The 25,092-nt window shown below is 59.2% G+C and carries 24 protein-coding genes; 10 read left to right on the forward strand and 14 right to left on the reverse strand.

Features of this window, described 5'->3' with window-relative positions:
• Positions 1 to 2: 2 nt before the first annotated feature.
• From SIC15_RS03080 to dksA, 4 genes are all read right to left on the reverse strand, one after another.
• On the reverse strand, positions 3 to 2,966 hold the full coding sequence (locus SIC15_RS03080; protein WP_153634897.1) for an ATP-binding protein: 2,964 nt from the start codon (positions 2,964 to 2,966) through the stop codon (positions 3 to 5).
• On the reverse strand, positions 2,956 to 3,132 hold the full coding sequence (locus tag SIC15_RS03085; protein ID WP_048497702.1) for a hypothetical protein: 177 nt from the start codon (positions 3,130 to 3,132) through the stop codon (positions 2,956 to 2,958). The genes SIC15_RS03080 and SIC15_RS03085 overlap by 11 nt, the downstream gene beginning before the upstream one ends.
• Positions 3,133 to 3,182: 50 nt before the next feature.
• Entirely contained in the window at positions 3,183 to 4,055 is an 873-nt protein-coding gene (gene gluQRS / locus SIC15_RS03090; protein WP_412537062.1) for a tRNA glutamyl-Q(34) synthetase GluQRS, read from the reverse strand.
• Positions 4,056 to 4,116: 61 nt separating this feature from the next.
• Positions 4,117 to 4,557, reverse strand: coding sequence for an RNA polymerase-binding protein DksA (gene dksA, locus SIC15_RS03095; RefSeq protein WP_008173182.1), 441 nt, complete (start codon positions 4,555 to 4,557; stop codon positions 4,117 to 4,119).
• A 178-nt stretch (positions 4,558 to 4,735) separates the two neighbouring features.
• Here dksA and sfsA point away from each other — a divergent pair, with 178 nt between their 5' ends.
• Positions 4,736 to 5,467: a DNA/RNA nuclease SfsA gene (gene sfsA, locus SIC15_RS03100; RefSeq protein ID WP_412537063.1), complete on the forward strand. Its 732-nt coding sequence runs from the start codon at positions 4,736 to 4,738 to the stop codon at positions 5,465 to 5,467.
• Here sfsA and SIC15_RS03105 read toward each other — a convergent pair.
• The 3 genes from SIC15_RS03105 to SIC15_RS03115 are packed head-to-tail and all read right to left on the reverse strand — an operon-like array spanning position 5,451 to position 7,778.
• Positions 5,451 to 5,822: a Rieske (2Fe-2S) protein gene (locus SIC15_RS03105; protein WP_153634900.1), complete on the reverse strand. Its 372-nt coding sequence runs from the start codon at positions 5,820 to 5,822 to the stop codon at positions 5,451 to 5,453. The two genes, sfsA and SIC15_RS03105, sit on opposite strands and share 17 nt — an antisense overlap.
• A complete protein-coding gene (locus tag SIC15_RS03110) occupies positions 5,819 to 6,187 on the reverse strand; it encodes a pentapeptide repeat-containing protein (protein WP_069184808.1) in 369 nt (122 codons plus the stop codon). The genes SIC15_RS03105 and SIC15_RS03110 overlap by 4 nt, the downstream gene beginning before the upstream one ends.
• 40 nt (positions 6,188 to 6,227) lie before the next feature.
• Positions 6,228 to 7,778: an AAA family ATPase gene (locus tag SIC15_RS03115; protein WP_412537584.1), complete on the reverse strand. Its 1,551-nt coding sequence runs from the start codon at positions 7,776 to 7,778 to the stop codon at positions 6,228 to 6,230.
• 247 nt (positions 7,779 to 8,025) lie between these two features.
• Between SIC15_RS03115 and mrcB the strand changes: the two genes are divergently transcribed.
• The 3 genes from mrcB (at position 8,026) to ltrA (ending at position 12,633) form a co-directional block, all read left to right on the forward strand.
• Positions 8,026 to 10,266 carry a penicillin-binding protein 1B gene (gene mrcB, locus SIC15_RS03120; protein WP_412537064.1) on the forward strand — a complete coding sequence of 747 codons (2,241 nt, stop codon included), beginning with the start codon at positions 8,026 to 8,028 and terminating at the stop codon, positions 10,264 to 10,266.
• Positions 10,263 to 10,844, forward strand: a complete 582-nt coding sequence (locus SIC15_RS03125; RefSeq protein WP_412537065.1) for a tetratricopeptide repeat protein — start codon at positions 10,263 to 10,265, stop codon at positions 10,842 to 10,844. The genes mrcB and SIC15_RS03125 overlap by 4 nt, the downstream gene beginning before the upstream one ends.
• Before the next feature lie 421 nt (positions 10,845 to 11,265).
• Positions 11,266 to 12,633, forward strand: a complete 1,368-nt coding sequence (gene ltrA, locus SIC15_RS03130) for a group II intron reverse transcriptase/maturase (protein WP_053115127.1) — start codon at positions 11,266 to 11,268, stop codon at positions 12,631 to 12,633.
• Positions 12,634 to 12,729: 96 nt separating this feature from the next.
• Here ltrA and SIC15_RS03135 read toward each other — a convergent pair whose 3' ends face one another.
• Positions 12,730 to 13,647, reverse strand: coding sequence for a DUF4382 domain-containing protein (locus tag SIC15_RS03135; RefSeq protein WP_412537066.1), 918 nt, complete (start codon positions 13,645 to 13,647; stop codon positions 12,730 to 12,732).
• 222 nt (positions 13,648 to 13,869) lie between these two features.
• Here SIC15_RS03135 and SIC15_RS03140 point away from each other — a divergent pair, with 222 nt between their 5' ends.
• From SIC15_RS03140 to SIC15_RS03155, 4 genes are all read left to right on the forward strand, one after another.
• On the forward strand, positions 13,870 to 14,457 hold the full coding sequence (locus SIC15_RS03140; RefSeq protein ID WP_412537067.1) for an RNA polymerase sigma factor: 588 nt from the start codon (positions 13,870 to 13,872) through the stop codon (positions 14,455 to 14,457).
• Positions 14,458 to 14,467: 10 nt separating this feature from the next.
• Positions 14,468 to 15,160: an anti-sigma factor family protein gene (locus SIC15_RS03145; RefSeq protein ID WP_412537068.1), complete on the forward strand. Its 693-nt coding sequence runs from the start codon at positions 14,468 to 14,470 to the stop codon at positions 15,158 to 15,160.
• Positions 15,157 to 15,531 carry a hypothetical protein gene (locus tag SIC15_RS03150; RefSeq protein WP_227549547.1) on the forward strand — a complete coding sequence of 125 codons (375 nt, stop codon included), beginning with the start codon at positions 15,157 to 15,159 and terminating at the stop codon, positions 15,529 to 15,531. Before SIC15_RS03145 ends, SIC15_RS03150 begins: the two co-directional genes overlap by 4 nt.
• A 137-nt stretch (positions 15,532 to 15,668) precedes the next feature.
• Positions 15,669 to 16,907 (forward strand): tetratricopeptide repeat protein, encoded by a 1,239-nt coding sequence (locus tag SIC15_RS03155; protein ID WP_412537069.1) that lies wholly within the window; start codon positions 15,669 to 15,671, stop codon positions 16,905 to 16,907.
• Positions 16,908 to 16,941: 34 nt separating this feature from the next.
• Here the strand turns inward: SIC15_RS03155 and SIC15_RS03160 are convergent, their stop codons facing one another.
• The 6 genes from SIC15_RS03160 to SIC15_RS03185 all read right to left on the reverse strand — a co-directional run bounded on the left by SIC15_RS03160 (position 16,942) and on the right by SIC15_RS03185 (position 23,143).
• A complete protein-coding gene (locus SIC15_RS03160; RefSeq protein WP_064228558.1) occupies positions 16,942 to 17,862 on the reverse strand; it encodes a lipase family alpha/beta hydrolase in 921 nt (306 codons plus the stop codon).
• 327 nt (positions 17,863 to 18,189) lie between these two features.
• A complete protein-coding gene (gene hemL, locus SIC15_RS03165; RefSeq protein WP_209398996.1) occupies positions 18,190 to 19,470 on the reverse strand; it encodes a glutamate-1-semialdehyde 2,1-aminomutase in 1,281 nt (426 codons plus the stop codon).
• Between the two features lie 15 nt (positions 19,471 to 19,485).
• Entirely contained in the window at positions 19,486 to 20,145 is a 660-nt protein-coding gene (gene thiE / locus SIC15_RS03170; protein ID WP_153634908.1) for a thiamine phosphate synthase, read from the reverse strand.
• The gene (thiD, locus tag SIC15_RS03175; RefSeq protein WP_153634909.1) at positions 20,142 to 20,900 is read right to left on the reverse strand and encodes a bifunctional hydroxymethylpyrimidine kinase/phosphomethylpyrimidine kinase; all 759 of its coding nucleotides are present in this window, start codon (positions 20,898 to 20,900) and stop codon (positions 20,142 to 20,144) included. The genes thiE and thiD overlap by 4 nt, the downstream gene beginning before the upstream one ends.
• A 41-nt stretch (positions 20,901 to 20,941) precedes the next feature.
• Positions 20,942 to 21,364: a protoporphyrinogen oxidase HemJ gene (gene hemJ / locus SIC15_RS03180; protein ID WP_136631325.1), complete on the reverse strand. Its 423-nt coding sequence runs from the start codon at positions 21,362 to 21,364 to the stop codon at positions 20,942 to 20,944.
• 3 nt (positions 21,365 to 21,367) lie between these two features.
• The gene (locus SIC15_RS03185) at positions 21,368 to 23,143 is read right to left on the reverse strand and encodes a chloride channel protein (protein ID WP_412537070.1); all 1,776 of its coding nucleotides are present in this window, start codon (positions 23,141 to 23,143) and stop codon (positions 21,368 to 21,370) included.
• A gap of 154 nt (positions 23,144 to 23,297) precedes the next feature.
• Here SIC15_RS03185 and argC point away from each other — a divergent pair, with 154 nt between their 5' ends.
• On the forward strand, positions 23,298 to 24,335 hold the full coding sequence (gene argC, locus SIC15_RS03190; protein WP_209400845.1) for an N-acetyl-gamma-glutamyl-phosphate reductase: 1,038 nt from the start codon (positions 23,298 to 23,300) through the stop codon (positions 24,333 to 24,335).
• Positions 24,336 to 24,351: 16 nt separating this feature from the next.
• A complete protein-coding gene (locus SIC15_RS03195; protein ID WP_069184836.1) occupies positions 24,352 to 25,092 on the forward strand; it encodes a DUF6776 family protein in 741 nt (246 codons plus the stop codon).

The raw sequence follows: 25,092 nt of genomic DNA on the forward strand, positions 1-25,092 counted from the left end.
TCTCAAGACCTTTGGTTCTGGCTGATGGCAATGTTGCCGGTTTCCGGTTCGTAGGCTGGCAATCTCAGCCTCACACAGGTTCCCCGGCCAGTGTCGGCGTCCGCCGGGCTGTCTACCTGAACGTTGCCATAGTGCTCTTCAATAATGCTGTACACCAGCGACAGGCCAAGACCGGTTCCCTGGTTGGGGGCCTTGGTGGTGTAAAACGGCTCGAAGATATGATCGAGCTGATCCCCGGGGATTCCGGAGCCCTCATCAACGACTTCGATGATAGCGGAGTAGCCATCGCCCTTTCCACTGACCCGGATGGTGCCTCCTTCGGGCGAGGCATCCCGGGCGTTGGCAAGAAGGTTAACAAACACCTGCACCAGGCGCTGCTCATCGCCCAGCACCTGCAAGGAGGGTGGGCAGTCGTTTATGTAGTGAATGCCCAGGCCCTTGTCGCTCAGGGAGAGCAGGTTGATAGACTCTTCCACGCAACGATGTATCGTCACCGGTTCGTACCGGTTGGCCTGGGCGTGGTTGCCGGTGCGGGCAAAGTTCATCAGCGACTGCAGTATGGTGGAGATGCGCCGCGTCTGTTGCTGGATCTGGTCTGCCGTATCAAGAATATCGGGGTTATCGGTTTCCAGTTTCAGGTTCTGGGCCAGCGATGAGATGCCGGTTACCGGGTTCCCGATCTCGTGGGCGACGCCGGCCGCCAGTCTACCCACCGACGCCAACCGTTCGCTGTGCATCAGCTCATCTTCCAGCAATCGGGTTTCGGTCTGGTCTTCCACCAGGATGATGCTGCCACCTTCGGTGTGGTCCGGCCCACTCAGGGCGGCTTTGTGAAGGTTCAGCCAATGGGGCTTGCCACGCAGATCCAGCCGGTGCTTGTAGCGATGCAGGTCGGGCCCGCGGTTGAAATCCTCGAGCAGCAGATGCCAGTGCTCCGGCAGTGCCATCAGCCGGGCGCCGACCACATCATCGGCGGTAATGCCGGTGAGCGCCTCCATGGCGTGGTTCCACATCAGGATTTCACCGTCCTCGCCCACGGAGCAGGCGGGAATCGGCAGGTTTTGCAGTGTCTGGCGGTAATGTCGTCGCAGGTTGTCCAGCTCGCCGGCCAGGCCGGTAAGGCGGTTCTGGTAGTCGCCGAGGGCCCGCTCGACATAGCGAATGTCCTGGGCGGTGCCACCCTGGGCCATAGGCTTGAAGCCGAGATGGCGTTTGACCATGTCCCGGGCGACAGAGGGTCCGAGCAGACCCGACAGATTGATCTCCACCTGATCCCGCAGTCGTCTGAGCTGGTAAGGCCGGTATTCCACGTTGGGTAGCTTCAACTGGCTCAGTGCCCGCTCCACTTCCCGCCGTGCGACGCCATAGCCCAAAGGCTCCGCCAGTTGCCGCACAAAATCACTGGAGGATGTCGCCAGCAGTTCACGGCGTTGAGGGCGGGACAGCGCACCCAGCGAGCAGGCCTGGGCGGCACTGTTCTCTTCACTGGTACTGGTGCTGAGGATGGAAATCAGCGCGAACACAGTAATGTTGGCGGTCAGGCTGACGAACGTGAAAATATGCCAGTTGGTGTAATCCGGTATCAGCGGCGCGTCTATCCAGGCCAGCAGATTGGCCGTATGGGAGAAGGGTAGTACCAGGGTAACCACCCAGATGGTCAAACCGACAATCAGGCCGGCAATCAGGCCGCGGCGGTTGCCCTCCGGCCAGTAAATCACGCCCAGGGCGCCCGGGAGAAGCTGCAATGTGCCTGACAGGGAAATGGCGCCGAGAATGGAAAGGTCAAGGTTCTTGCCAACGGCCTCGTGAAACAGCAATGCCAGGAAAATGATCACGGCGATGAGCAGACGTTTGATCCACTGCAGCCAGCGATAGATGTCGCCCTGGTCTTTCGGGGTTTTCAGCGGCAGGACCACGTGGTTCAGGGCCATGCCCGCCAGTGCCAGCGTGCTGACGATCATCAGGCCGCTGGCTGCGGACAGGCCGGCAATGTACATGAACAGCGTCAGTACAGGGCTCTCCAGCGCTTGGGCAGCGCCGATAGCGAAGAACCCGGGGCCGGTAGTGACGGCCAACTCCTGCCCGCCCCACAGAATCAGGGGGACCGGCAGGCCCAGCAGTAACAGGTACAGTGGCAGGCCCCAGCTGGCCTTGGCCAGTGCCTTCGGGGAAGGGTTCTCGCTGAAGGTCATGTGATACATGTGCGGCAGCACTAGTGCGGCGGCAAAGGACATCAGCATCAATGCCCGCCAGCTGCCGTCGTCAATGCTCAGAGTCATGGTGGTGGCTGGCGAGGTTCGGTTGTCCAGCCAGCGCTCCAGACCGTTCATGCCATCGAAGACCCCGAACAGGATCACGCCCCCGAGCACCAGCAGCGCCGCCAGTTTGACCAGAGAATCAAAGGCAATGGCCAGTACCAGGCCCTGGTGGTTATCGGAATTCTGGTTACGGCGTGCTCCGAACAGCATGGCAAACAACACCACGATCATACTGAACATCACACTGATCAGCTTGGGAGAGGTGTCCGGCGCCAGGATACTGGCGGAGGTGGCGACGGCCTGGATCTGCATGCTCAGCAGCGCCAGTATGGCGCCGCCGGAACACAGGGTGACCAGGGTTCCTGCCCACTGGCTCCGGTAGCGGTAGGCGAACAGGTCGGCCAGGGAGGTTAACTGATAGGCGCGGCCAATCCTCATGACCGGGTTCAGAAGTACCGGTGCCAGCAAAAAGGCGCCACTGATGCCCAGGTAGTAGGCGAGGAAGCCGTAGCCGGATTCGGCGGCCATGCCAACGGCGCCGTAGACCGCCCAGATGCCCGCGTATACCCCCAGGCTGAGCACGTAAACCAGCGGGTGGCGAACCCAGCGCCTCGGCACCATGCCCCGCTCGGTAAACCAGGCAATGCCGAACAGCAGAATCAGGTACAGCAGGCTGGCGAGCAGCAGACCGGAGGCACTAAAACTCATTGGGGTCCCGCCGCCATTCCAGCCAGAAACCGATGGCAATCAGCCCGGCCCAGATAATGTAGGGGCTGTACCAGACGTTTCCCGGCGAAGTCCACCAGTCAAGGATGTTGGGCGAAAAGATATAGATGGCCAGTACCAACAGGAAGACCAGACGGTAGATATACATCAGGCATGCTATCCGCGCTGAGGTGTGAGAAAGGCTTTATACCATGTCCCTCACCGGGATGTCAGGTGGATGGCGCCCCGGTGCCAGTTCTCCCGGCCCCATTCCAGCAAGGATTCCGGGGAACCGGTTGCCAGTTCCGAAGGAGGATTCTGACCAAGGGCAACGAGGGCTGCGAACAGGTTGTCGACAGGCACTTCGTCGTTTAGCGCCGGGGCGTGGGTCTGCTTGCTGAGTTTCTGGCCGTGTTCGTTCAGTATGACCGGGATGTGTAGCCAACGGGGAGGGCGGGCGCCCAGAGCCCGGTAGATCTGCTGCTGTTGCGCTGTCATATCCAGCAGATCCGACCCGCGCACCACGTCCGTGATGCCCTGATCAATGTCATCAACAACCACCGCCAGTTGATAGGCGTAGAACCCCTCTTTACGGAGGATCACGGGATCATCAAGCTCAGCCCGCACGGTTTGATGCTGTGGGCCCAGGAGTTGATCCTGCCAGTGGCAGTCCTCATCTTCCAGGGCAAAACGGATGGCGTATGGGCGGTCACTGTCCAGGGCTTTGCGGCTGCGGCAGTGATTGGGGTGGCGCCCCTCGTTGGCTTGCAGTTCTTTCCGTGAGCATTGGCAGCGATAGGCGTAGCCGCTTTCGAGTAATTGATCGATGGCGGCCTGATAGGCGTCGTGACGTCTGGATTGAAACCGTACCGGTTCGTCGGGGAACAGGCCATGGGCGTCCAGGCTGGCAAGAATCTGGCCGGTCGCTTCCGGCGGCTCTCTCAGCGGATCGAGATCTTCCAGGCGAATAAACCATTGGCCGCCCTGGCTGCGGGCTTCCAGGAAGCTGGCAAGCGCAGTAACCAGTGAGCCGAAATGTAGCGGGCCGGTCGGAGAGGGCGCAAAGCGGCCCCGATAGGAAGAGTTGTTCATGATCGTCAGTCAGCCGGCGGGGCAGGAATAGCCCGCGGCCGGCAGCTGTTGAAGGTTCGGCTCAGATGCCGGTCTGGCGTTCGCGAATCTCGGCCAGAGTCTTGCAGTCGATGCACAGGGTCGCAGTCGGGCGCGCTTCGAGACGGCGGATACCGATTTCCACGCCGCACTGATCGCAGAAGCCGTAGTCGTCCTTGTCGATGCGGTCGATGGTCTGGTCAATTTTCTTGATCAGTTTCCGCTCCCGGTCTCGGGTACGCAGTTCCAGGCTGAATTCTTCTTCCTGGGTTGCGCGATCGCTGGGATCCGCGTAATTTGCGGCGTCTTCCTGCATGTGGTGCATGGTGCGGTCAACTTCTTCCATCAGCTCCTGCTTCCATTGCAGCAGCAGATCCTTGAAGTGCTGAAGCATTTCCGCACTCATATACTCTTCACCCTTCTTCATTTCATAGGGGGTGAAGTTGGTAAAGCGTTCGCGTGGTTGTTCTGCAGTCGTTGCCATTGAACCCGGCCTCTTGTTTGTACTTCACAAGAACGGTTGCTTCCCTCCGCGTGAGCCCCCGTGGCTGTGCGGTTATACCCTGGATGAAGCATTCGTCCTGAAACGGGAATTTGCGGAAAATAGCAGATTAGTCACGGGGGTGCCAGCCTTGTGACATCGACTTTTGTACGGAGATCACATGAAGTTTCCAGAACCTTTGGTTGAAGGCCGGCTTATCCGCCGCTACAAACGCTTCCTGGCAGACGTGCGGCTGCCGGATGGCTCGGAGGTAACCGCCCACTGCCCGAACACCGGCTCCATGCTGGGCTGTCAGCCAGAGAATGCCCGGGTTTGGCTCAGCCGCAGCAATAATCCCAAGCGCAAACTCCAATACACCTGGGAGCTGGTGGAAACCTCGCCGGGACAGCTGGCATGCGTGAACACGGCCCGGCCGAACAGCCAGGCCAGGGAAGCGGTTCAGGCCGGCACCGTGGTGGAGTTGGCCGGTTATCGCGAGTGCCGCGCCGAGGTGAAATACGGTGCGGAGAAAAGCCGGATCGATCTGTTGCTGTCTGGTCACGAGTCCGCGGCCGATGCCTGGGTGGAGGTCAAGAACGTTACCCTGGCCGAGGATGACCAGGGCTTTTTCCCGGATGCGGTAACCGAGCGTGGCCAGAAACACCTTCGTGAGCTGATGGCCCAGGTTCAGCAGGGTGATCGGGCGGTGCTGTTTTTCGTGGTCAATCACACCGGCATTCAGACCGTTCGCCCGGCGAACCACATCGACCGCAAATACGGGGAGTTGCTGCGCGAAGCCTGTGATGCGGGTGTGGAAGTGGTCGCCTACCGGGCCGACCTGAGTGAGAGTGATGGTACTCCCACGGGGGTGCTGACACTGACCGAGTCGGTGCCGGTTATTCTGGAAGTCTGATCTCTATCTGGCCGTCGTGCTCTCTCAGATCCAGCTGGGTAAGCGCATCGCCCTGGCAGGGACCGGCAATGCATTCGCCGTCGCCAGGCTTGAACAGGGCGCCGTGGGTGGAGCACTGGATGAACAGATTGTCGGAATCCATAAACCGGCCCGGCATCCAGTTCAGCTCAACACCGAGATGCGGGCAGATATTCAGGTAGGCGCGGGGCGTGGTGCCGTCGAGGAACAGGAAGCCGGTAAGCGGCATGCCTGCAGGCTCCCGGGCCTTCTCCCGGAGCCGAAACTCGACGAATTGGCCCGGTGTCAGCTCGGACGCGGGACACACGGGCTGCCAGGAATGCGGGTTGTTGCTCATTTCGGCAATATGGCGTAGCGCATGCGGGTCCCGTGGTTCAGGGACATGACGATCTCATCGGCGTGCAGGCGGTGTGGGAAGTAACAGCCTGAAATCTTCGCGCTGGCGATGCTTGAGCCTTCCATTCTGGACTTCGAAAAGTCCACGCCTCTCAGGTCGGCACCGCGGAAGTAGGCATGGCGGAAATCCAGCCCCTTGGCGTCCATCCCTCTCAGATCCAGGCCCCGGAAATCGCCATGGGCGAAACTGGGGAACTCTGTAAGCTTTGCCTTCTCGGCATTGAACGCCTGCATATCCTCGCTCCGAAGAATATCGTAGAGCGGGTGGCTGATCTGATGTACTTCGTGTTCGCTTTTATCGTCCATATCTAACCTCGCGCTCGCCAGTGGGAGCCAGATGTTGTTCTTACCCGGCCTTGCCGCCGGGGATACCCAGATGTTGACGGATACGGTCGGCCACGGCTTCGGCCACATGCTCCTGATCGGTGTGCAGATGAATGGTGTGGGTCTTCTCTTCGGCCGTTAACGGTTCAAACCAGGTTTGCTGGGCGTCCAGAAGCTCCTCGGTGGCCTCGGAGGCATCGCCCTTGCGATTGCGGATCCATTCCCGGCGCAGATCTTCGGGCGCCTCGCAATGGATCAGGGCAAAGGGCACGCCCTGGGCTTCGGCGACGGATGCCAGCAGGGACCGCTCCTTTTCTTTCAGGCTGGCGGCGTCCACGATCACCGGGAACCCGGCCGCCAGAACCTGACCGGCCAGCTCGGCCAGCCGCTGATAGGTTTTCTCGGTCGCGTCCTCGGTGTACAGGTTGCCACCGGTCGGTGAGCGCGAGCTTTCCAGCGGCGCCAGACCGTGTAGGCGCTTGCGCTCGACATCGGACCGCAGGCGTATCAGCCCCAGCTCGTTGGCCATCGCGGCGCTGACGCACGTTTTGCCGCTGGCAGAAAGGCCAGTGGTAGCCAGCAAGTAGTGGTTAGGAATGGAGCCGTAATCCTCGGCCAGTTGTGCGTAGCCGCGATAGCGCTGCATAAGGTCGGCTTTTTCGGTGTCCGTGATGCCGGGATTGCCCATGGTGAATAGCGCAATCTTGGCGCGGACCATGGCGCGATAGGCCTTGTAGAGTGGCAGCAATGGCAGCGCTTCGAAGTCGTCCCGATATTCCAGATAAGTATTGAGCACCTGATTGGCAAGAGCGCTCTCCCCGCGAGACTCCAGATCCATCAATAGGAAAGCGAGGTCGTTGATAACATCAATCCAGCGAAACGGCTCGTTGAATTCGATGCAATCGAATACGGTGACCTCGCCGTCGAAGCGGGTGATATTTGCCAGATGGAGATCGCCGTGGCATTCCCGGACCATGCCGTTGGCCCGGCGGTGGGCAATCAGGTCCCGGTGCCGCTCGAAGGTGGATTCGGTCCAGGCCTGAAGGTTGTCCAGCTGCATGAGCAGATCCGGATCGTCAATCAGTGGACGGATCTGGTCAAAATTCTCTTGCATGGCTGCAAACACAGCCTCTGGTGTTCCTAACGGCTTGTCATCCGGCACGGGCGGCAACTGATCGTGGAAGCCGGCGACCTGGCCGGCAAGGTCGGTCAACAAGTCCGAGGGCAGTTTACCCTGCTCCTGCAGGCGATCGAAAAGCTGGTCCTGGCCAAACTGGCGCATCTTGATGGCGTATTCAAAAGCCTCGCCCTCGCCGCCGAGGATCGGGGCATCCGGTGTTCCGGTAATGGGTACCACTTCCAGATACAGCTTTTCTGCCAGCCGTCGGTTGAGTCTCAGCTCCTCTTCGCAGAAATGCTTCCGGCGATCGAGAGTGGAGAAGTTCAGGAAGCCGAAATCCATGGGCTTCTTGATCTTGTAAGCGTAGTCACCGGTCAGGATCACCTGTGAGATGTGAGTTTCGATAACCTGAAAGCCATCCACCGGATGGTCGTACAGGTCCGGATTCTGCATGGCCAGAATCAGATTGCCTGGGGATGTCTCACTCACCGTGTTCTCCTCGCGTTCCCTGAACCCATTGATTTTTCTTGCCCTATCATAACGGGCAGATTACAGAAATAACACATGGATGGCCTGCCTTCCTTACCGCTCCCTTCGTTATAATCGCGCCATGAAAAAATCCAAAGCATCTTCCAGTCCCAAGCGAAAGCCCTCCAGGCGTTCTTCGAACAACGGCCGTCGGCCGTGGTTCTGGCGTTTCATGTTCCGGTTATGTGCCATTGGTCTCGTTTTATTGGCCGGCTGGATGGTGTATCTGGATGCCGTTGTAACGTCACGTTTTGAGGGGCGGCGCTTTGAAGTACCTTCCCGCGTCTATGCCCGCCCGCTTGAGCTTTTCGATGGGGCCAGTGTCAGTGCCAGCGCGCTCGAGCGAGAACTGAGCCTCTCTGGTTTCCGAAAAGGGGACGGCGAGAAAGCGGGTAGTTACCAGCGCAGTGGCCATCGCTTCGTCATCAGTACCCGGGGCTTCTCGTTCCCGGACGGTGATGAGCCCCGGCGCCGGATCTCTTTGTCGGTCTCGGGCGATCGCGTTCAGGGCTTTTCGGTGATTCAGGGAGAAAGCGCCCCGATCGTCCGGCTGGAGCCAGCGCAGATTGGCGGTATTTATCCAGCCCACAAGGAAGATCGGGTGCTGGTTCAGCTGGACGAGGTGCCGGCGTTGCTCCCCACTACACTGATGGCGGTGGAAGATCGCAATTTCTACGACCATTTCGGTATCGCGCCTCTCTCCATCGGCCGGGCCATGCTGGCCAACATCCAGGCCGGGCGCATCGTCCAGGGTGGCAGCACCTTGACCCAGCAGCTGGTGAAGAACTTCTTCCTGACTCGCGAGCAGACACTGGTGAGAAAGGCCAATGAAGCCCTGATGTCGGTATTGCTGGAGTTGCACTATGAAAAAGACGACATCCTGGAAACCTATCTGAACGAGGTCTACCTCGGGCAGGCCGGCACACGCAGCATTCATGGTTTTGGCCTGGCCAGTCAGTTCTATTTTGGCGAATCCCTGAAGGATCTGGATGTGCACCAGATCGCTTTGCTGGTGGGCATGGTCAAAGGCCCCAGTTATTACAATCCGCGCCGTCATCCCGAGCGTGCAACCGAGCGACGGAATCTGGTTATCTCTGAAATGGAAGAGGCGGGCCTGATTGAACCCGGCCGCGCGGCGAGGGCCCGCGGCCTGCCCCTTGGGGTCAGTGAGCGCCCATCCTACTCAGAAAACCGCTACCCCGCGTACATTGATCTTGTGCGGCGGCACCTGGCCCGTGACTACAAGGAAGAGGATCTGCGCAGTGAAGGACTGCGAATCTTCACCACTCTGAACCCCGCTATCCAGTACGCGGCAGAGTACGCAGTAACTGAGACCCTCCCGAGGCTGGGCAGCGGCCAGAGTTCGGAAGCCCTGGAGGCGACACTTGTGGTTACCGCGAAGGATTCCGGCGAGGTGCTGGCCCTTGTCGGTGGCCGGGATCCGCAATTCGCCGGATTCAACCGGGCGCTGGATGCCAATCGCCCCATCGGATCTCTGATCAAGCCGTTTATCTATCTGTCTGCTTTGCAGGAACCGGAAAGATACACCCTGAGCACACCGGTGCTGGACAAGAGCTTCACTCTGGAGTTCGACGACGGTAAACGTTGGCAACCCAAGAACTACGATGGCGAGGAGCGGGGTGAAGTGCCTTTGCATAAGGCTCTGTCTCGTTCCTACAACCTGCCGACCGTTCGCGTGGGGCTGGATATCGGCGTGGACGTAGTGCGGGAGACTCTGACCGCCTTCGGCGTGGATACCCCCATTTCCCGTTACCCGTCCATGCTCCTGGGGTCGGTGTCTATGAGCCCGGTGACGGTCGCCCAGATATACCAGGGACTGGCGACCTCGGGCTTCAATACCCCGTTGCGCACGATACGGGAAGTAACGGATGCCGGCGGTGAGGCGTTATCCCGTTACAGTCTTGAGGTTGAACAGGTGGCTGATCCCGCAGCCGTGCACCTGGTGCAATACGCCATGCAGGAAACCATGCAGGAGGGGACGGGACGCTCGGCTTACTACACCGTTCCCCAGGAACTCACCCTTGCCGGAAAAACAGGCACCACCGACGATGGCCGGGATTCCTGGTTTGCCGGCTTTAGTGGCGATCTGCTTGCGGTCGCCTGGGTTGGGCGCGATGATAATGGCCCCACATCGCTGACCGGGGCGAGTGGCGCCCTGCCGGTGTGGTCGAGGTTTATGGCTCAGGTTCCCCAGCATGGTTTTTCGCCCGTGGTGCCAGACGGTGTCAACTATCACTGGGTGAATTCGGAACGGCAGGCACTGACGGACGAATACTGTGACAATGCACGGCTGTTGCCTTACATTGCCGGCAGCGAACCCACGCAAACAATTTCCTGCTCCGGAAATCTGGAACGTCGGATCCGGGGCTGGTTTGAAGGACTGTTTCAATGATTGACCGATTTTCATTCAAGGCCGCCCTGATGACCGCACTGCTGTCACTGGCCGGCTGTGTCTCCGGACCGGGCGGGGGAATCTATGTGCCCGTCGGTGGTGAGCCGGCCAAGGCGCCCGAGCCACCAAGAACCAGTACGGACATCGAGGAGAGCGAACCCCCGGTCTGGCGCAAAAGTGAACAGCCGGAGGCGGCGCAGGAATCCCGTGAGCCTTCCCGCTCCAGTTCCCCAAGCTATCGTGAAACCGGTGATGGCCTCTCGCCGGCCGCGCTCAGCCTGGTGCGTGAAGCCGAGCAGCTGCTGGCCCAGGGTAACGTATCCGGCGCCATCGCCCGTTTGGAGCGTGCACAACGTATTGCGCCTCGATCGGCCGAGGTGTATTTCAAGCTGTCGGAAGCCTATGTGGCTGGCAATCAGCTGGGCTCTGCCGAACAGTTCACGCTGAAAGGGCTGTCGCTGGCGGGCAGTGATATCCGGCTGCAGCGAGCGGGATGGTTGCTGCTGGCGGATATCCGCCGGGCTCGCGGGAATGTCGCTGGTGCGGACCAGGCGGAGGCTAGGGCTGCGGCGTTATAAATGCGGTGATGAAAAAAGAGGGGCTGATGCCCCTCTTTTTTGGTGCGCCCGGCATGGGCGCACTCCTGGAGGTGCAAGTCCTCCCGTGAGCTGGCCACAGCGAACGAAGTGAAGCGCAACTGCGGAAGGGTGACCGACCGTGGGGAGGAAGCGTGGAGCGTAAACCGTGAGCCGATGAACAAGAATCGGATATGAGGCACTGCCAAGCAGGGCGAGCGGGCCAAAAGCCGCGAAGCTCTTGTGGCCAAGGCGAAGTGGTGTAAATCCGGCGGTTGTGCGGCGAAGGAGTGTGTTCTTACCCGGGGAGATCTCGCCTCATGCCTGAAAGGGCGACGTGGCAACACGGAGCGAGAAGTCAGCAGAGGCCATAGTAACCGCTAACACAGGGCGAAGGGCCGAACGAGAAGGAGCGTCAAACGCCTTGTCGATGAGCACTGTACGGCATCAGATGCCCGCGCCAGCGGGGCGGATCGCGCAACGGACAGGTGAAGCCTTGCCGAAGGCGATGAGCGATGAAGCAGGACTCCCGCGACAAGAACCGGAAGGCGCAGGGCGAAGCCTGCTTGAGCAGGCGTTCGCACGAGAGAATATGCAGCGGGCATGGAAGCGCGTGAAGGCCAACAAGGGAGCGGCAGGTGTGGACGGGTTGGACATTGCCCAAACCGCGGAACACCTGCGATGGGCGTGGCCTGAGCTTCGCCAGCACCTGCTGAGCGGCGCCTACCAACCACAGCCCGTCCGTCGGGTAGGCATCCCGAAGCCGGACGGCAGTGAGCGGGAACTGGGCATCCCCACCGTCACTGATCGTCTGATTCAACAGGCACTGTTGCAAGTGCTGCAACCTCTGATTGATCCCACCTTCAGCGAGCACAGCTACGGCTTCCGCCCGGGCCGTCGGGCCCACGACGCCGTGTTGGCTGCGCAGCGTTACGCCCAACAGGGCCGCCATATCGTGGTGGACGTCGACCTGTCGAAGTTCTTCGACCGGGTCAACCACGACATCCTGATCGACCGCCTGAAGAAACGCATAAACGACCCCGGCGTTATCCGGCTGGTTCGTGCGTACCTGAACGCGGGCATCATGGACGGTGGTGTGGTCATGGATCGGCACGAGGGCACGCCGCAAGGCGGGCCATTGTCGCCGTTGTTGGCCAACGTTCTGCTGGACGAGGTGGATAAAGTGCTGGAACGCCGGGGGCACTGCTTCGCCCGTTACGCCGATGACTGCAACGTCTACGTTCGCAGCCACAAGGCGGGAGAACGGGTCATGCAGTTACTCCGCCGCTGTTATGGAAAGTTGCGTCTGGTGATTAACGAAGCCAAGAGCGCGGTGACCAGCGTGTTCGGGCGCAAGTTCCTCGGCTATGCCCTGTGGCAAGGGAGGAACGCTGAGGTTCGACGCGCGGTATCCACCAGGGCGTTACAGGCGTTCAAGCTCCGGATCCGGCAACTGACCCGGGGATCAGGGGGTCGCAGTATTGAACAGGTGGTAGAGCAACTCCGCCGATACCTGCTCGGCTGGAAAGGGTACTTCAGGCTGGCGCAAACGCCACGCATCTGGCGATCACTGGATGAGTGGATACGTCGTCGTCTGAGAATGCTCCACCTCCGGCAGTGGCGGCGGGGTAAGACGATCTACCGGGAGCTGGTCCGGTTGGGTGCCAGTTCCTGGGTGGCTGAATCTGTGGCGGCTCTGAGTCGCCGCTGGTGGCACAACAGTCGCTCTGCCATCCACAATGTCCTGACGATTGCCTACTTCGACCGGTTGGGAGTGCCGAGACTCTCGTGAACCCTCAACGTCTCGAACCGCCCGGTGCGGACCCGCATGCCGGGTGGTGTGGGAGGGGTGGAGCCTCATGGCTCCCCCCTATCCCGATTCTGGTCATTAGGGAGTTGAGGCTTCGAAATTGACTGTATAGGTCTCGCCGCTCTCTACAGTCGCCTGACTGTCACCAATGATGAAGGTGAGGTCGTCATCGGAAGGTTCGCCCTCTGCCGTTTCGATCTGATCGTCTCCACAGGTATACGAGACTGTATATTCACCTTCCGGTATGAACGCAGCAGTGTAAACATATTGGTCGTTCTCGTAGTTCACCGGTACGGCAACCAGCGGTTCCTGGTCGCTGCCAATGTCATCAGGCTCAACATCAAAGCCTTCGTTGATATACACGCTGCCATTGAAGGTGTCGGTTGACCCCGCGTTTTCTTCGCTGCACTGATTGGTGATAACTTCTCCAGCAACCGTGCCGGCAATGGTGCCTACCTCGGAGTTGTCCACCAGACGAATTACAGGTTTGAGTCTGTAAACGTCAGGATTGTTCTGGGGATTCACTATCGATTTCCTGACGTCGAAGTCGATGGTGAGATTGATCTCGCCGCCTGCAGGCACAATGAAGCCACTCGTTTGGACGCCTCGTGCTGAGGGGGTTGTCAGGTCATATACGCCACCGTCAATCACAATGGTATTTCCATCACCGAGCTCCAGGCGCATCCAGGAATAATCGCCCGCAGCTACCTCTTCATCGGCCAGCAGGGACATTACTGTTCCACCGGTGAGGGTCAACAAGTTCACAGGCTCGGCCATGTCGAACTCGAACCGGCTTCGTTCACCATTGGAGTGTTGCAGCACCAATGCATCGACCTCTATGTTCACCTCTTGTGCGCTATCGACCGGCGCATCGGTTAAGCCTACGTTAACTGTACCTGTAGAGTCGGCGGTACCAGTGCCGTCACTACCCCCGCCACACGCGGCAATACCGGCAGCCAGAGCGGACACGGTGAAAAGACGGATCGAACGTTTCATATAAACCTCCAAGGCTTATTTGTATTTTCGTAGCGGCTTGAAACGCTACCCAACACTCCTATCACGAGCAGGCAAGCGGCATCGTTCCAGACTTTTTGTTAACGTGTCTTAATGACGCAGATCGAACTGGCGAAGCACTTTGAGAAACGGACAAATGCATCGGCCCGGCAACTTGATATAGACTGCGCCGCTGGCATGAACCCACGCAGGTAAACAACGGCTTTGGCAATCTTTCCTTTCAAGCCCTCCAAGTCCCGGCGGTTTGACGCCCTGGTGCAGCCTCATCTGGACGCCATGTACCGGTTTGCTTACCGTTTGGCCGGCCAACAACAGGATGCTGAGGATCTGGTTCAGGATGTTGTGGTCAAGCTATTCCCAAAGCTTGATGAGCTGGAAAGCGTTGATCAGCTGCGGCCCTGGCTGAACCGGGTGGTATACAGACAGTTTATTGACCAGGTTCGGCGCAAGAACCGTCAGGGTGATCGCCCGTTGACGGAGCTGATCGGCTCTGAGGGCCAGGCTGACTGGCTGGACAGTCTGGAATCGGACAGCGTTGGCCCGGACCTGCAGCTCGATCACTCGCGCCTGGGACCGGCATTGGACCGGGTGATGATGACCCTGACGCCCGATCAGCGAACCCTTCTGTTGCTGCATGACGTGGATGGTTGGCGCCAGGAGGACATCGCGGAGGTGCTGGACATTCCATTGGGAACCGTGAAATCGCGGTTGCACAGGTGTCGGGCCGCGCTGCGAAAGAAATTGCAGCGTGAGCTGGAACCAACCGAGCCGGCCGGACGTGTGGGGGAGTGAGGTGAAGACAATGTCCTGCAACGAAATCCGGGTGAACCTGCCCGCCTACATTAATGATGAGCTTACCGCCGCTGCCAGTGAGCGGGTGCAGAAGCATGTTGCTGCCTGCCCGGCGTGCAGTAAGAGGCTTGTCTCAGAGCGTACCCTGAAACGGGAGTTGCAGGAGCAATTCAGCGTTCCTTTGCCTTCCCCGGACTTTCACAGCCGTGTTTTGAGCTCTGCCCGAGGAACCGTCAGTTCTGGTTCTGGATGGAGTCACAGTGCGTTGGGTGGTGCCATCGCGGCGGCACTGGCGCTGGGCATCGGCCTTGGTATCTTTTTGAATCCGGGCAGCGTTATTGACGAAGATGCTCCTGTCGTCGCGTTGTCGCAAAGCGATGCGAATGAGTCCGAAACAGGGATTGCCGAGCCGGTTGAGAAAACCGTGCGTCTGGCCTTCCATTCCGGCGAAGCCCTGGAAAATGTAACGCTGACTCTGGAACTGCCGCCCAATGTCGAGGTGGCCTCCTGGCCGGGGCAGCACCAGCTTAGTTGGCAGGTAAGCCTCGATGCGGGCGAGAACGTTCTTTCGTTGCCGTTGAAATTGCTTTTCCCGGGTTCTGGCGAGCTGGTGGCTCGACTGGAGACCGGAGATCGCCAGAAAACGTTCCGAGCCCCGATTCCAGACTACCCACAGCAGACCGCCGAGGATCCAGAGTCATGATCAGAGAGAGACTTGCATTGAGCGCCAAGCTGGTCGGATTTCTGATGGTCGGATTATTAATGCCGGTAACAGCGCTGGCCAACGAGGATCTGGATGTTACCATGCGTATGGTAACTGACGACGCAGAGCTCACCGATTCCGTGGTGCGGGAAATCGAGTTGCCCCGCGCTATCGAAAGCCCCGAGAATCCAGGCAATGCTGGCTCCCGGGGTCTGGATGCGGCGAGTGAGGCCCGAGAAAGGGGGCGCGAGTTTGGTGAGTCCATGTCTGAAAAAGCCAGGCAGTCCCGGGAGTTGATCGAGGGCAAGCCTGAGTTGCCGGAGCGGCCGGAACGCCCAGAGCTGCCGGATGCACCAGGACTGGATCGCTGAAGCCGGATACGTAACCGGTCCTCCGCTGCGTGGATTAATCCGGAGAGACCTGTTTGCTGGTATTTTGGCGCGCGCTGTATCTGAGTTTATTGTTATTTCCCACAGAGATTCTCCTGGCGGCTGAAGCAGAAGTCGGTATGGAGGATTTTCGTGCCGGCGTCGAAGCCTTCGAAGCAGGTAAACTGAACGTTGCCAAACAGCACTTTCAGAGTGCTGTTGATGCTGGTCTGGAATCGTCCTCTCTTTTCTACAATCTCGGTGTTGTTTGTTATCAGTTGGGCGATTATGCAGCCGCCGAAGCGGCCTTTCGTACATTGCTGGACGGCTCCAATGGCGCTCTTGCGCGCTATAATCTCGGCCTGGTTGCGCTTGCCAGGGAGAAACCTCTGGACGCCCGTCACTGGTTCGAACAGGCCTCGGCCGGGAGCGCCCCAGCCAAAATCCGGACATTGGCCCTGACCCAGCTGGATAAACTCGATAGCGGAGTTCCGGCGTCGGCCAGTGACTCTCTCGTTCGCGGCTATCTGGCCATTTCCGGTGGTTACGATTCCAATATTGCAGGCTTGCCCGAGGATACAGTGTCCACCGAGGGTGGAGGCTTTCTCGAAGCACTGGCCGCTGGAACCTACGAAAGGCCGGTCGATTCCCGATCCCGGATCACTCTCGACGTAGCCGTTTATTCTCGTGAACACCCGTCCCACGAAGAATACGATACTCAGATCATACAGGGACGCCTGGGCTGGTCCGAGAGCAGGGTTGGCGGGGAGCGTGGTGCATTCGTGTCGTTGGTAAAATCCTGGTTCGACAATGAATCTCTTGAAACCCGATACGGTATTGAAGGTTTTTATCGTTGGAGGACGTGTTTGCCAGGGTTTGCCCCGGACCAGTGTGAAATATCCCTGGCAGCGGCGACGGTGAATGGTGGCTCCGGGTTCGAAGCCTATGACGGCCAATGGTATCGGGCACGCGTTCACGCAAGGAAGTACTTAGGGGGCTGGCAGTTCGACGGTGAATACTCGCTGGAAATCAATGACCGGCGGGATCTGCAAACTGCCGATGAGTTTGTCAGTGTTTCTCCTACCCATCACACCTTGGAGTTTGCCGGTCGCTACCGCTGGCATCCTGACCTGGTTCTTGGCACGACTGGCACGGTTCGCCATAGTCGATACCAGGATGCCCACCAAGTGGTCTCCACCTCGGGTGAGAGTGGTCGTAGGGAGGATAACCGTCTGGAAGTCGGATTGCTGGTGGAAAAAAACCTGGACAGCCGTTGGCTGGTCCGTGGCGAGTGGCTGGTTCGGGATAACAGGAGCAGCCTTTCGCAGTATGATTATCAGCGCCAGACGCTGATGTTGACCTTGGAAGGGGCCTTCTAGCTCTGCAACGCAAAGCCAGAAGGCGGGCTACCCATTACAGTCCGGCGTTCCTCAAACGATTGGCGTGTTGTTTGAAAACCGCTTTCGGGTCCGTCTCGAACAGGCTGTGCAGTCCCAGGGCCTGATTCACTTCGTCCAGATGGTTCATGAAGTAATTGTCTCGGATTACCTTGCCAAACCGGCTACTGCAGCGGCCCACCAGGCCGTCATTCTGGCTGAATCCGAAAGCGAGGCTGGTGGTGCCCAGAAGCGCGTCGGAGGGATCCAGTACGTTGGTCAGAACCCCGGTTCCACCCCAGGAGTAGAAGCGGACGCCGTTAGCCGAGTAGGCACCTTCGCCACAGGCGGTGGTGGGAATGCCGGCCGGGGCAAAATTGTTGAACTCGGCGCTGCCCTGGGTGGTCAGAGACTGCAGGCTCGAGCGCAGATCCTGGTTGTAACCGCCACCGGACAGCAGGTCGATCAGCCCACCCAGCGCATTACCCAGACTGGCTGCGAGGCTTTCGGCCGGGGAACCGTAGATAAGGTCGGCGACCGGCGACCCTTTATGGGGCGAGCCAACGGACGTCACCGAGGCGACCAGATCCGGCCGTACCCTGGCAATGTAACGGGCCGTGGGGCCACCGTGGCTGTGGCCAATCAGATTGACCTTGCCGTGCACTGCGGCAATGGCCTGCACCTGAGGTAGCAGGGCTTCACCGCGAGCGATGGTGCTGTCCAGGGCCGGTACCTGGGTGGTGTAGACATCGGCGCCGTATTTACGAAGATCTTCTGCAACACCGTACCAGTAATCCACGCCGGCAATGGAGTCAAAGCCGAACATTCCGTGCACCAGTACAACGGGGTAACGGGTATCTGTGTAGTTTGAAGGAGTAGAGTCCCACCACCAGGCGGCAGAGGGGGCAGACCAGGCCACGGTGAGGGCCAGGGCCAGTGCTTGGATCCAGAGTTTCATTGTCGTTCCTACAGTTTGATGTTGTGTTTGTTATTCAAACTGCGGCTCAACCTAACGGGTTGCTCCAGAGACTGTCTTCTCGTACTGCATCTGCAAGGTGGCAGATCGAGTGCTTCCGTGCGCTGACTAGGTTCTTGTCATTGTTAGATTGGTGCCGTCAGAGCATCTCGGTAGAGATTAGATCAACATTTGATCAGTAGGGCTGGGAAGTCAACGGCGCAAGAGGCCAGGTAGGTGTGTTCGCTGTGGAAGTGTGATGCCTGTCACGTGGATGGCCCCGCAGGACATGTTGCGCCTGCGGGAACATCCGTCAGATGAGCAGAAAGATCAGAGCGTGGCCATGACCTTTTTTGCCGCTGCGATGGTGTCGGTGATGTCCTGCTCTGACAGCGCGGCCGTGGTGAAGCCGGCCTCAAACGCCGAGGGTGCGAGGTACACACCTTCCTTCAGCATGCCCTGGAAGAACTTCTTGAAGCGCTCGACATCACAGGCCATTACCTGGTCAAAGCGGGTGACAGAACTTTCCTCTGTGAAGAAGAACCCGAACATCGCGCCGGCACTCTGTACGGTCAGCGGGATGCCGGAGGCATCGGCGGCTTCTTTCAGGCCATCGCGAACGGCATTGGTTTTCTCGGTCAGTCGGTCATGGAAGCCGGGTTCGGAGATCGCATTCAGCGTGGTCAGGCCGGCACACATGGCCAGGGGATTGCCGCTCAGGGTACCTGCCTGATAGACCGGGCCGAGTGGCGAGATGTGCTCCATGATTTCCCGCTTTCCGCCAAAGGCGCCAACCGGAAGGCCGCCACCGATCACCTTGCCAAGTGCTGTGAGGTCCGGGGTAACGCCGTAGAGCCCCTGGGCACCACCGAGGGAAACCCGGAACCCGGTCATTACCTCGTCGAAGATCAATACAGTGCCGTGTTCGTCGCAGACTTCCCGCAGTCCTTCCAGAAAGCCCGGAACCGGCGGGATGCAGTTCATGTTACCTGCCACTGGCTCAACGATAATCGCGGCGATCTGGTCGCCCATCTCCCGGAAGCACTCCCGGACACTGTCCATGTCGTTATAGGTAAGCGTAATGGTGTGCTCGGCCAGGCTGGCGGGAATGCCCGGGGAGTTCGGCACGCCGAGGGTGAGAGCGCCGGAACCGGCCTTTACCAACAGTGAGTCCACGTGGCCATGGTAACAGCCCTCGAATTTTACAATCTTGTCGCGACCGGTGTAGCCCCGGGCGAGCCGAACGGTGCTCATGGTGGCCTCGGTGCCTGAATTCACCATGCGGACCAGTTCGATGGAGGGCACCAGTTCGCAAACCTTCTTGGCCATTTCGGTCTCGAGGGCTGTGGGTGCGCCATAGCCAACGCCAAGATCCACTTGAGCGTGCAGGGCATCCTTGATGCGCTGGTCACCGTGGCCAAGAATCATGGGGCCCCAGGAACCGATGTAATCGATGTAGCGCTGATCGTCTTCGTCGTACAGGTAGGCGCCCTGAGCGTGCTTGAAGAAAATGGGCGTACCACCGACACCGCGAAACGCCCGGACCGGAGAATTCACGCCACCGGGGATGTATTTCTGGGCCTGTTCAAACAGGGTTTCGGAGTGCGTCATGGATCTGGGCTCCTGTTATTCGGGAATTGAAAAAAGTGGGTGATGGCTTGCGAACAAGCGCTCGAAGGCTTTGGCTCGCAGCTCAATCTCGTCGGCAGTACCGCCAAACAGGCCACCAACCACGGCAAGCATATCGGCCCCGGCGCGGATCAGTGGTTCTGCGTTTTCTGCAGTGACGCCGCCAATGGCCGTCAGTGGGCGACCGAAACTCTTGGCTTCGGTTAACACGCTTGGGGCTGCAGCCGGTGCTCCGGGTTTGGTCGAAGACGTATAAAAGCGCCCGAAGGCCAGGTAGTCGGCGCCTGCTTCCAGCCCGGCGCGCGCCAAAGCCAGATCGGCGTGGCACGTTATGCCGATAATCGCCTCCTCGCCGAGAAGCGCGCGGGCAGCTGCCAGTGAGCCGTCGGTTTGCCCCATATGGACGCCGGCAGCGCCCACACGTTTTGCCAGATCCGGGTCGTCGTTGATCAGCAAAGGCACACCGGCATTCCGGCAAACAGCTTGCAGGTCATTTGCCTGGGCAAGTCGTACCGCCATTGGCGCGTGTTTCTCGCGATATTGTACCATGACGGCACCGCCGCGAAGCGCTGCCTCGACCGATTCGATCAGTGTTTCGGGTGGTGTGAGCACGCTGTCGGTGATTGCGTAGAGGCCCGGACGAAGCCCTTTGCTCATCGTTCCCACAGAATCCCTCGGTCCGGTACCGGTTGGCCTTTGCCTACGTCCAGCGCGTGGAGTATGGCGCGATGGACGTAGTTCTGGGCCTGCGAGATGGCCGCGCGTGGAGAGAGGCCCGAGGCCCTTCCGGCCGCAATGGCCGCGGCCAGCGTGCAGCCCGTGCCATGGTACTCGCCGCCGATACGTTCGACCTCCCATCGCATGGGGTCAGGTGCGTGATTGTAGAGGGTGTTGATAATGTGAACACCGGTGCCGTGCCCGCCGGTGGCCAATACCGATTCGCACCCGCTTTCCAACAGGTTGTTGGCAGCCTGGTCCGGGTTATCGCTGCCCCCGAGCATCGCCAGTTCAATACCGTTTGGCGTAATCATTTCTGCCAGGGGAAACAGCTTCTCTTTCATGGCGCTAACCAGCTCGTCATCGGCCAGGTCGCCGCCACCCGCAGCTTTGATCACCGGATCGGTAATCACGGGTACGCCTGGGTGTTCACGGATGAAATCCACCAGCACATCCACCACTGCCGCATTGCCCAGGGCGCCGGTTTTGATGGCGTGAATGGGGGTATCGTCAGCAAGGCACCGGAGCTGCTGGCGAATCAGCTCGGCGGAGACCGGCTCGGCGCCATAAACGTTGCGCGTATCCTGAACCGTGAGGCAGGACAGAACGGGCAAGGGGTGGCAGCCCAGCGAGGTGACTGCCTGAATGTCGGCCTGGATGCCGGCGCCGCCGGAGGGGTCGAGGCCGGAAAGAATCAGAACCTGGGGTCGGGTATAGCGTTTAATGACTCAGCTCCTCAAAACGGTTTGACAACAGCCAGGATGACGACGGCCAGAAGGATCAGGACCGGCAATTCATTGAACCAGCGGTAAAACACATGGCTTCTGGTGTTCTGGTCGTCCCGGAAGACCTTTACAAGGTGCCCGCAGTAAAAATGGTAAATGATCAGAATGGCCACCAGAAACAGCTTCGCATGCATCCAGCCCTGGCTGAAATAGCCGGTTGCATTGTAACTGATCAGCCAGACACCGAAGACGACGGTTGCGATCATCGAAGGTGTGGTAATGCCCCGGTACAGCTTCCGCTCCATGATCTTGAAGCGCTCACGGCCGGGCTCGTCCTCGCAAGCCGCATGGTAGACGAACAGTCTGGGCAGATAGAAGATGCCGGCGAACCAGCACACCAGTGAAATAATATGGAAGGCTTTCACCCACAGCATTCGTCAGCTCCGTCGGTATTGGTAGTAACTCTCGATATCGGCTTTCAGAACCACGCCATAAACGCGTTGGATCATTGGCGCCACGTGACGTTGTACGTAAAGGGCCTCGGCATTGGTTGCATCGAACTGGTCCAGGGCCTCCTCCAGAGTGGCCTGGTACTGCACCGGGGCAACGTCGCGACGATTGGCGGGAATGTCCACCAGGTCAATGGACTCCGGTGGTTCGATTTCCTCGTCGGCCACCAGTTTTTCCGTGTCTTCCAGATATCTCGCCAGGTCGACTGCCGGCAACAGTGCCGTGGGTCCGCTGCTGCCCTCAACCACCAGCCACTTTGGTTCCGATTTCAGGACCTTACGCGCCTCTTCCACCGTCAAGTGTCGTTCAGTACGCAGGATGCTGCGATCCATGATGGCGCCGACCGACACCCGGCGCAGGGCCTGTATGACGGGAGAATTCTGGTAGCTCAGCCCCTGGTTCTTGAGAATGGTGAGGAACAGCGATTTCTTGCCGAAGGCCTCGCTGGTCACCAGGCTCGACGTGGTAATAATAAGCATGCCCGGAAGGATGATGTTGGGGTTCCGCGTGAGTTCCATGAGTGCCATCAGGGCTGCGAGTGGCGCCTGGAGCACGGCCCCCATCATGGCGCCCATTCCGAGCATCGCGTAAAAGCCAACCGACGAGGCGTGTTCCGGCAAAATCTGTGCGCCGATCAGGCCCATGGCGCCGCCCAGGGTTGCCCCCATGAACAGCGTCGGGCCAATCACGCCGCTTGGCATGCCCAGGCCGATGGAAAGCGAGGTAATGACAAGCTTGGCGGCGCCAGCACCCAGCAATAGCCAGAACGCCAGCTCACCGTTAATGGTTTCGTTGACGGTGTCGTACCCGATACCCATGGTTTCCGGAATGAAAATGGCGAAGGGCACCATCAGAAGGCCCGCAATGGTAATGCGCAACAAAACCGGACGGTGGTGGTGCTTGCCCATGGTGTCGACCAACTGGATAAACAGCGCGGCGGCGATGCCGATAATGACGGCAATGGCCAGTATCCAGGGGATCTCCATCAGCGAGTTCATGGTCAGCGCCGGCACGCTGAAGGCCGGTTCCGCGCCATACACTGCCTGAGTCACAATCGCTGCGCTCACGGCCGCCAGAATGATTGGCGTGAAACCCGCAATGGTGTATTCCATCATCACCACTTCCATGGCGAAAATAACCCCGGAGATCGGCGTGTTGAACGACGCTGAAATGGCCGCCGCACAGCCGCAGGCCACGAGTGTCCGGATGCTGTTGTTCGGCAGGCGCATCCATTGTCCCATCAGGCTCGAGAAGGCGGCACCCAGGTGCACTGCCGGCCCCTCGCGCCCCGCCGATTGGCCGCTGACCACCGTGGCCACCCCCGAGATAAACTGCACCAGGGCGCTACGCATGGAAATGTAGCCCTGGTGGTAGTTCAAACGCTCCATAACGTGAACGATCCCGACCTTGCGGTCGTGGGTAGCCAGCCGATGCATCAGCAAGCCCAGCCCCAGGGCGCCGGCCAGGGGGAGAAGCCCCCGGGTCAGCAGGTCCAGTTCCTCGAAGGATTCGGAACCCTCTCCCGGCAGGAAATGTTCGAGCGGCCACTCGATGGCCAGGCGGAATACGAGTATGACGCCTCCGGTAAACAGCCCGGAGAGAAGGCCGAGCACGGCCAGTTGCGGCAATGCATCAACACCGGACAATCGGCGCCGGAAAACGGGAATCAGATGCTCGGTAATCTGGTGCCAGATTTTCTGCATGAGGCCAGAGTTCCCGTGGATTTGGATGGACGGTCAGAAAGATTCTGACAACATTGTAACGGTCGCCTTGAGGGCTGCAATAAGTCATTGGTTTATCATGGTAGACTACGGCGTCAAAGCTATTAATTCTGATACGACGTCGCTGGAGAAGATGGTGATTAAAGTAGGCATCGTTGGTGGCACCGGTTACACCGGTGTGGAACTGCTGAGAATCCTCGCGGTTCACCCTGAAGTTTCGGTCAGCTGTATTACCTCCCGGTCTGAGGCGGGCATGCCGGTAGCGGACATGTACCCGAATTTGCGTGGCCACTATGACCTGGCGTTTTCTGAGCCGGATGTAGCCGTGCTTGGAGCCTGCGACCTGGTTTTCTTCGCCACGCCTCATGGTGTGGCCATGCGAATGGTTCCGGAACTGATGTCGGCCGGCGTGCGTGTGGTGGATCTTTCTGCGGATTTCCGGCTTAAGGATCTTGATGTTTGGGCCAACTGGTATGGGATGGCTCATGAAAGTCCGGAATGGGCTGAAAAGGCGGTTTATGGTTTGCCGGAAGTGGTGCGAGATGAAATCCGGACAGCCCAGTTGGTTGCCAACCCCGGTTGTTATCCTACAGCGGTTCAGCTGGGCTTCCTCCCATTGCTGGAAAAGGGGCTGGTGGATCCTGCCCGGCTGATCGCGGACGCCAAATCCGGCGCCAGCGGCGCAGGCCGGCAGGGCAAGATTGGTATGCTGCATGGTGAGATTGGTGAAAGCTTCAAGGCCTATGGCGCCTCAGGGCATCGCCATCTGCCAGAGATTCGCCAGGGTCTGTCCGGGGCGGCCGGAAGTGATGTGGGCGTGACCTTCGTTCCCCATCTGATTCCAATGATCCGCGGTATTGAGGCGACGCTGTACGCGGAGCTGAAGAACCCGGCCGATTTTGATCGGCTGCAGACGTTGTTCGAGGAGCGCTTTGCGGACGAGCCGTTTGTCGATGTCATGCCGTTTGGTAGCCATCCGGAGACCCGAAGTGTGCGCGGGGCAAACCAGTGTCGTATGGCGCTGCACAGACAGGAGCATAGCAACATCGTGATTGTCTCTTCTGTCATCGATAATCTGGTGAAAGGCGCGGCAGGGCAGGCGGTTCAGAATATGAACATCATGTTCGGCCTTAAAGAAACCATGGGGCTTGAAGCCCCGGCGCTGCTGCCTTGATGCCCAGGGAAAGATCGTGAGCGAACAGCGAAAGCCGGCTGAAGAGTATGTCGTTATTCGCCATCGTCCCGGGTATCGCCTGCGCAGAACGGCCATCCTGCTGATTTTTACCGTTGTTGCGGCAATCGCTGGATATGCAACCGGCCTGGCTCAGGGTGGTTTCCGGTTTTCCAGCGCTGAGGAGTCAAACCAGGTGTTGGAGGATGAAGTCGAGGCCTTGCGAGAGGATTATCGCAAGGCCCGGCAACAGCTGATCAACCTGGAGCGAGGACGTGTCATAGATGAGCAGGCCCTGAATCAGGCTCGCAAAACCATTGTCGAGCTGGAAACCCGGATTGTGTCACTGCAATCGGACCTGACATTTTATAAAAATATCATGGCGCCATCGGAGACCAGCAAAGGCCTCCAGGTTGACAGTTTCACGCTGGTTCCGACCCGTAATCAGGATAGCTACGACTTCAAGTTGGTGCTGACTCAGGTCGGCAACAACAAGAGCTACATTTCAGGTGTCGTAGCGGTCAATGTCATCGGTTTGCGTGATGAAGAGAAAGAGGTCATCGCTCTGCGCGACCTTTCGGAGGACATAGCCGATCTCGGCGTGAAATTCCGTTTCCGGTATTTTCAGGACGTCGAAGGTTCCCTGAAACTGCCGGAAGAATTTGAGCCGCTGGAAATCCAGGTGGTAGCCCAGGCGGAAGGAAGAAAATCCTCGCAAGCCGAGCGCACCTTTAACTGGGACGATTTAACGGAGAACTGA

This window comes from Marinobacter sp. MIT932201, from assembly GCF_047123295.1.
GTDB classification, from domain to species: domain Bacteria; phylum Pseudomonadota; class Gammaproteobacteria; order Pseudomonadales; family Oleiphilaceae; genus Marinobacter; species Marinobacter salsuginis.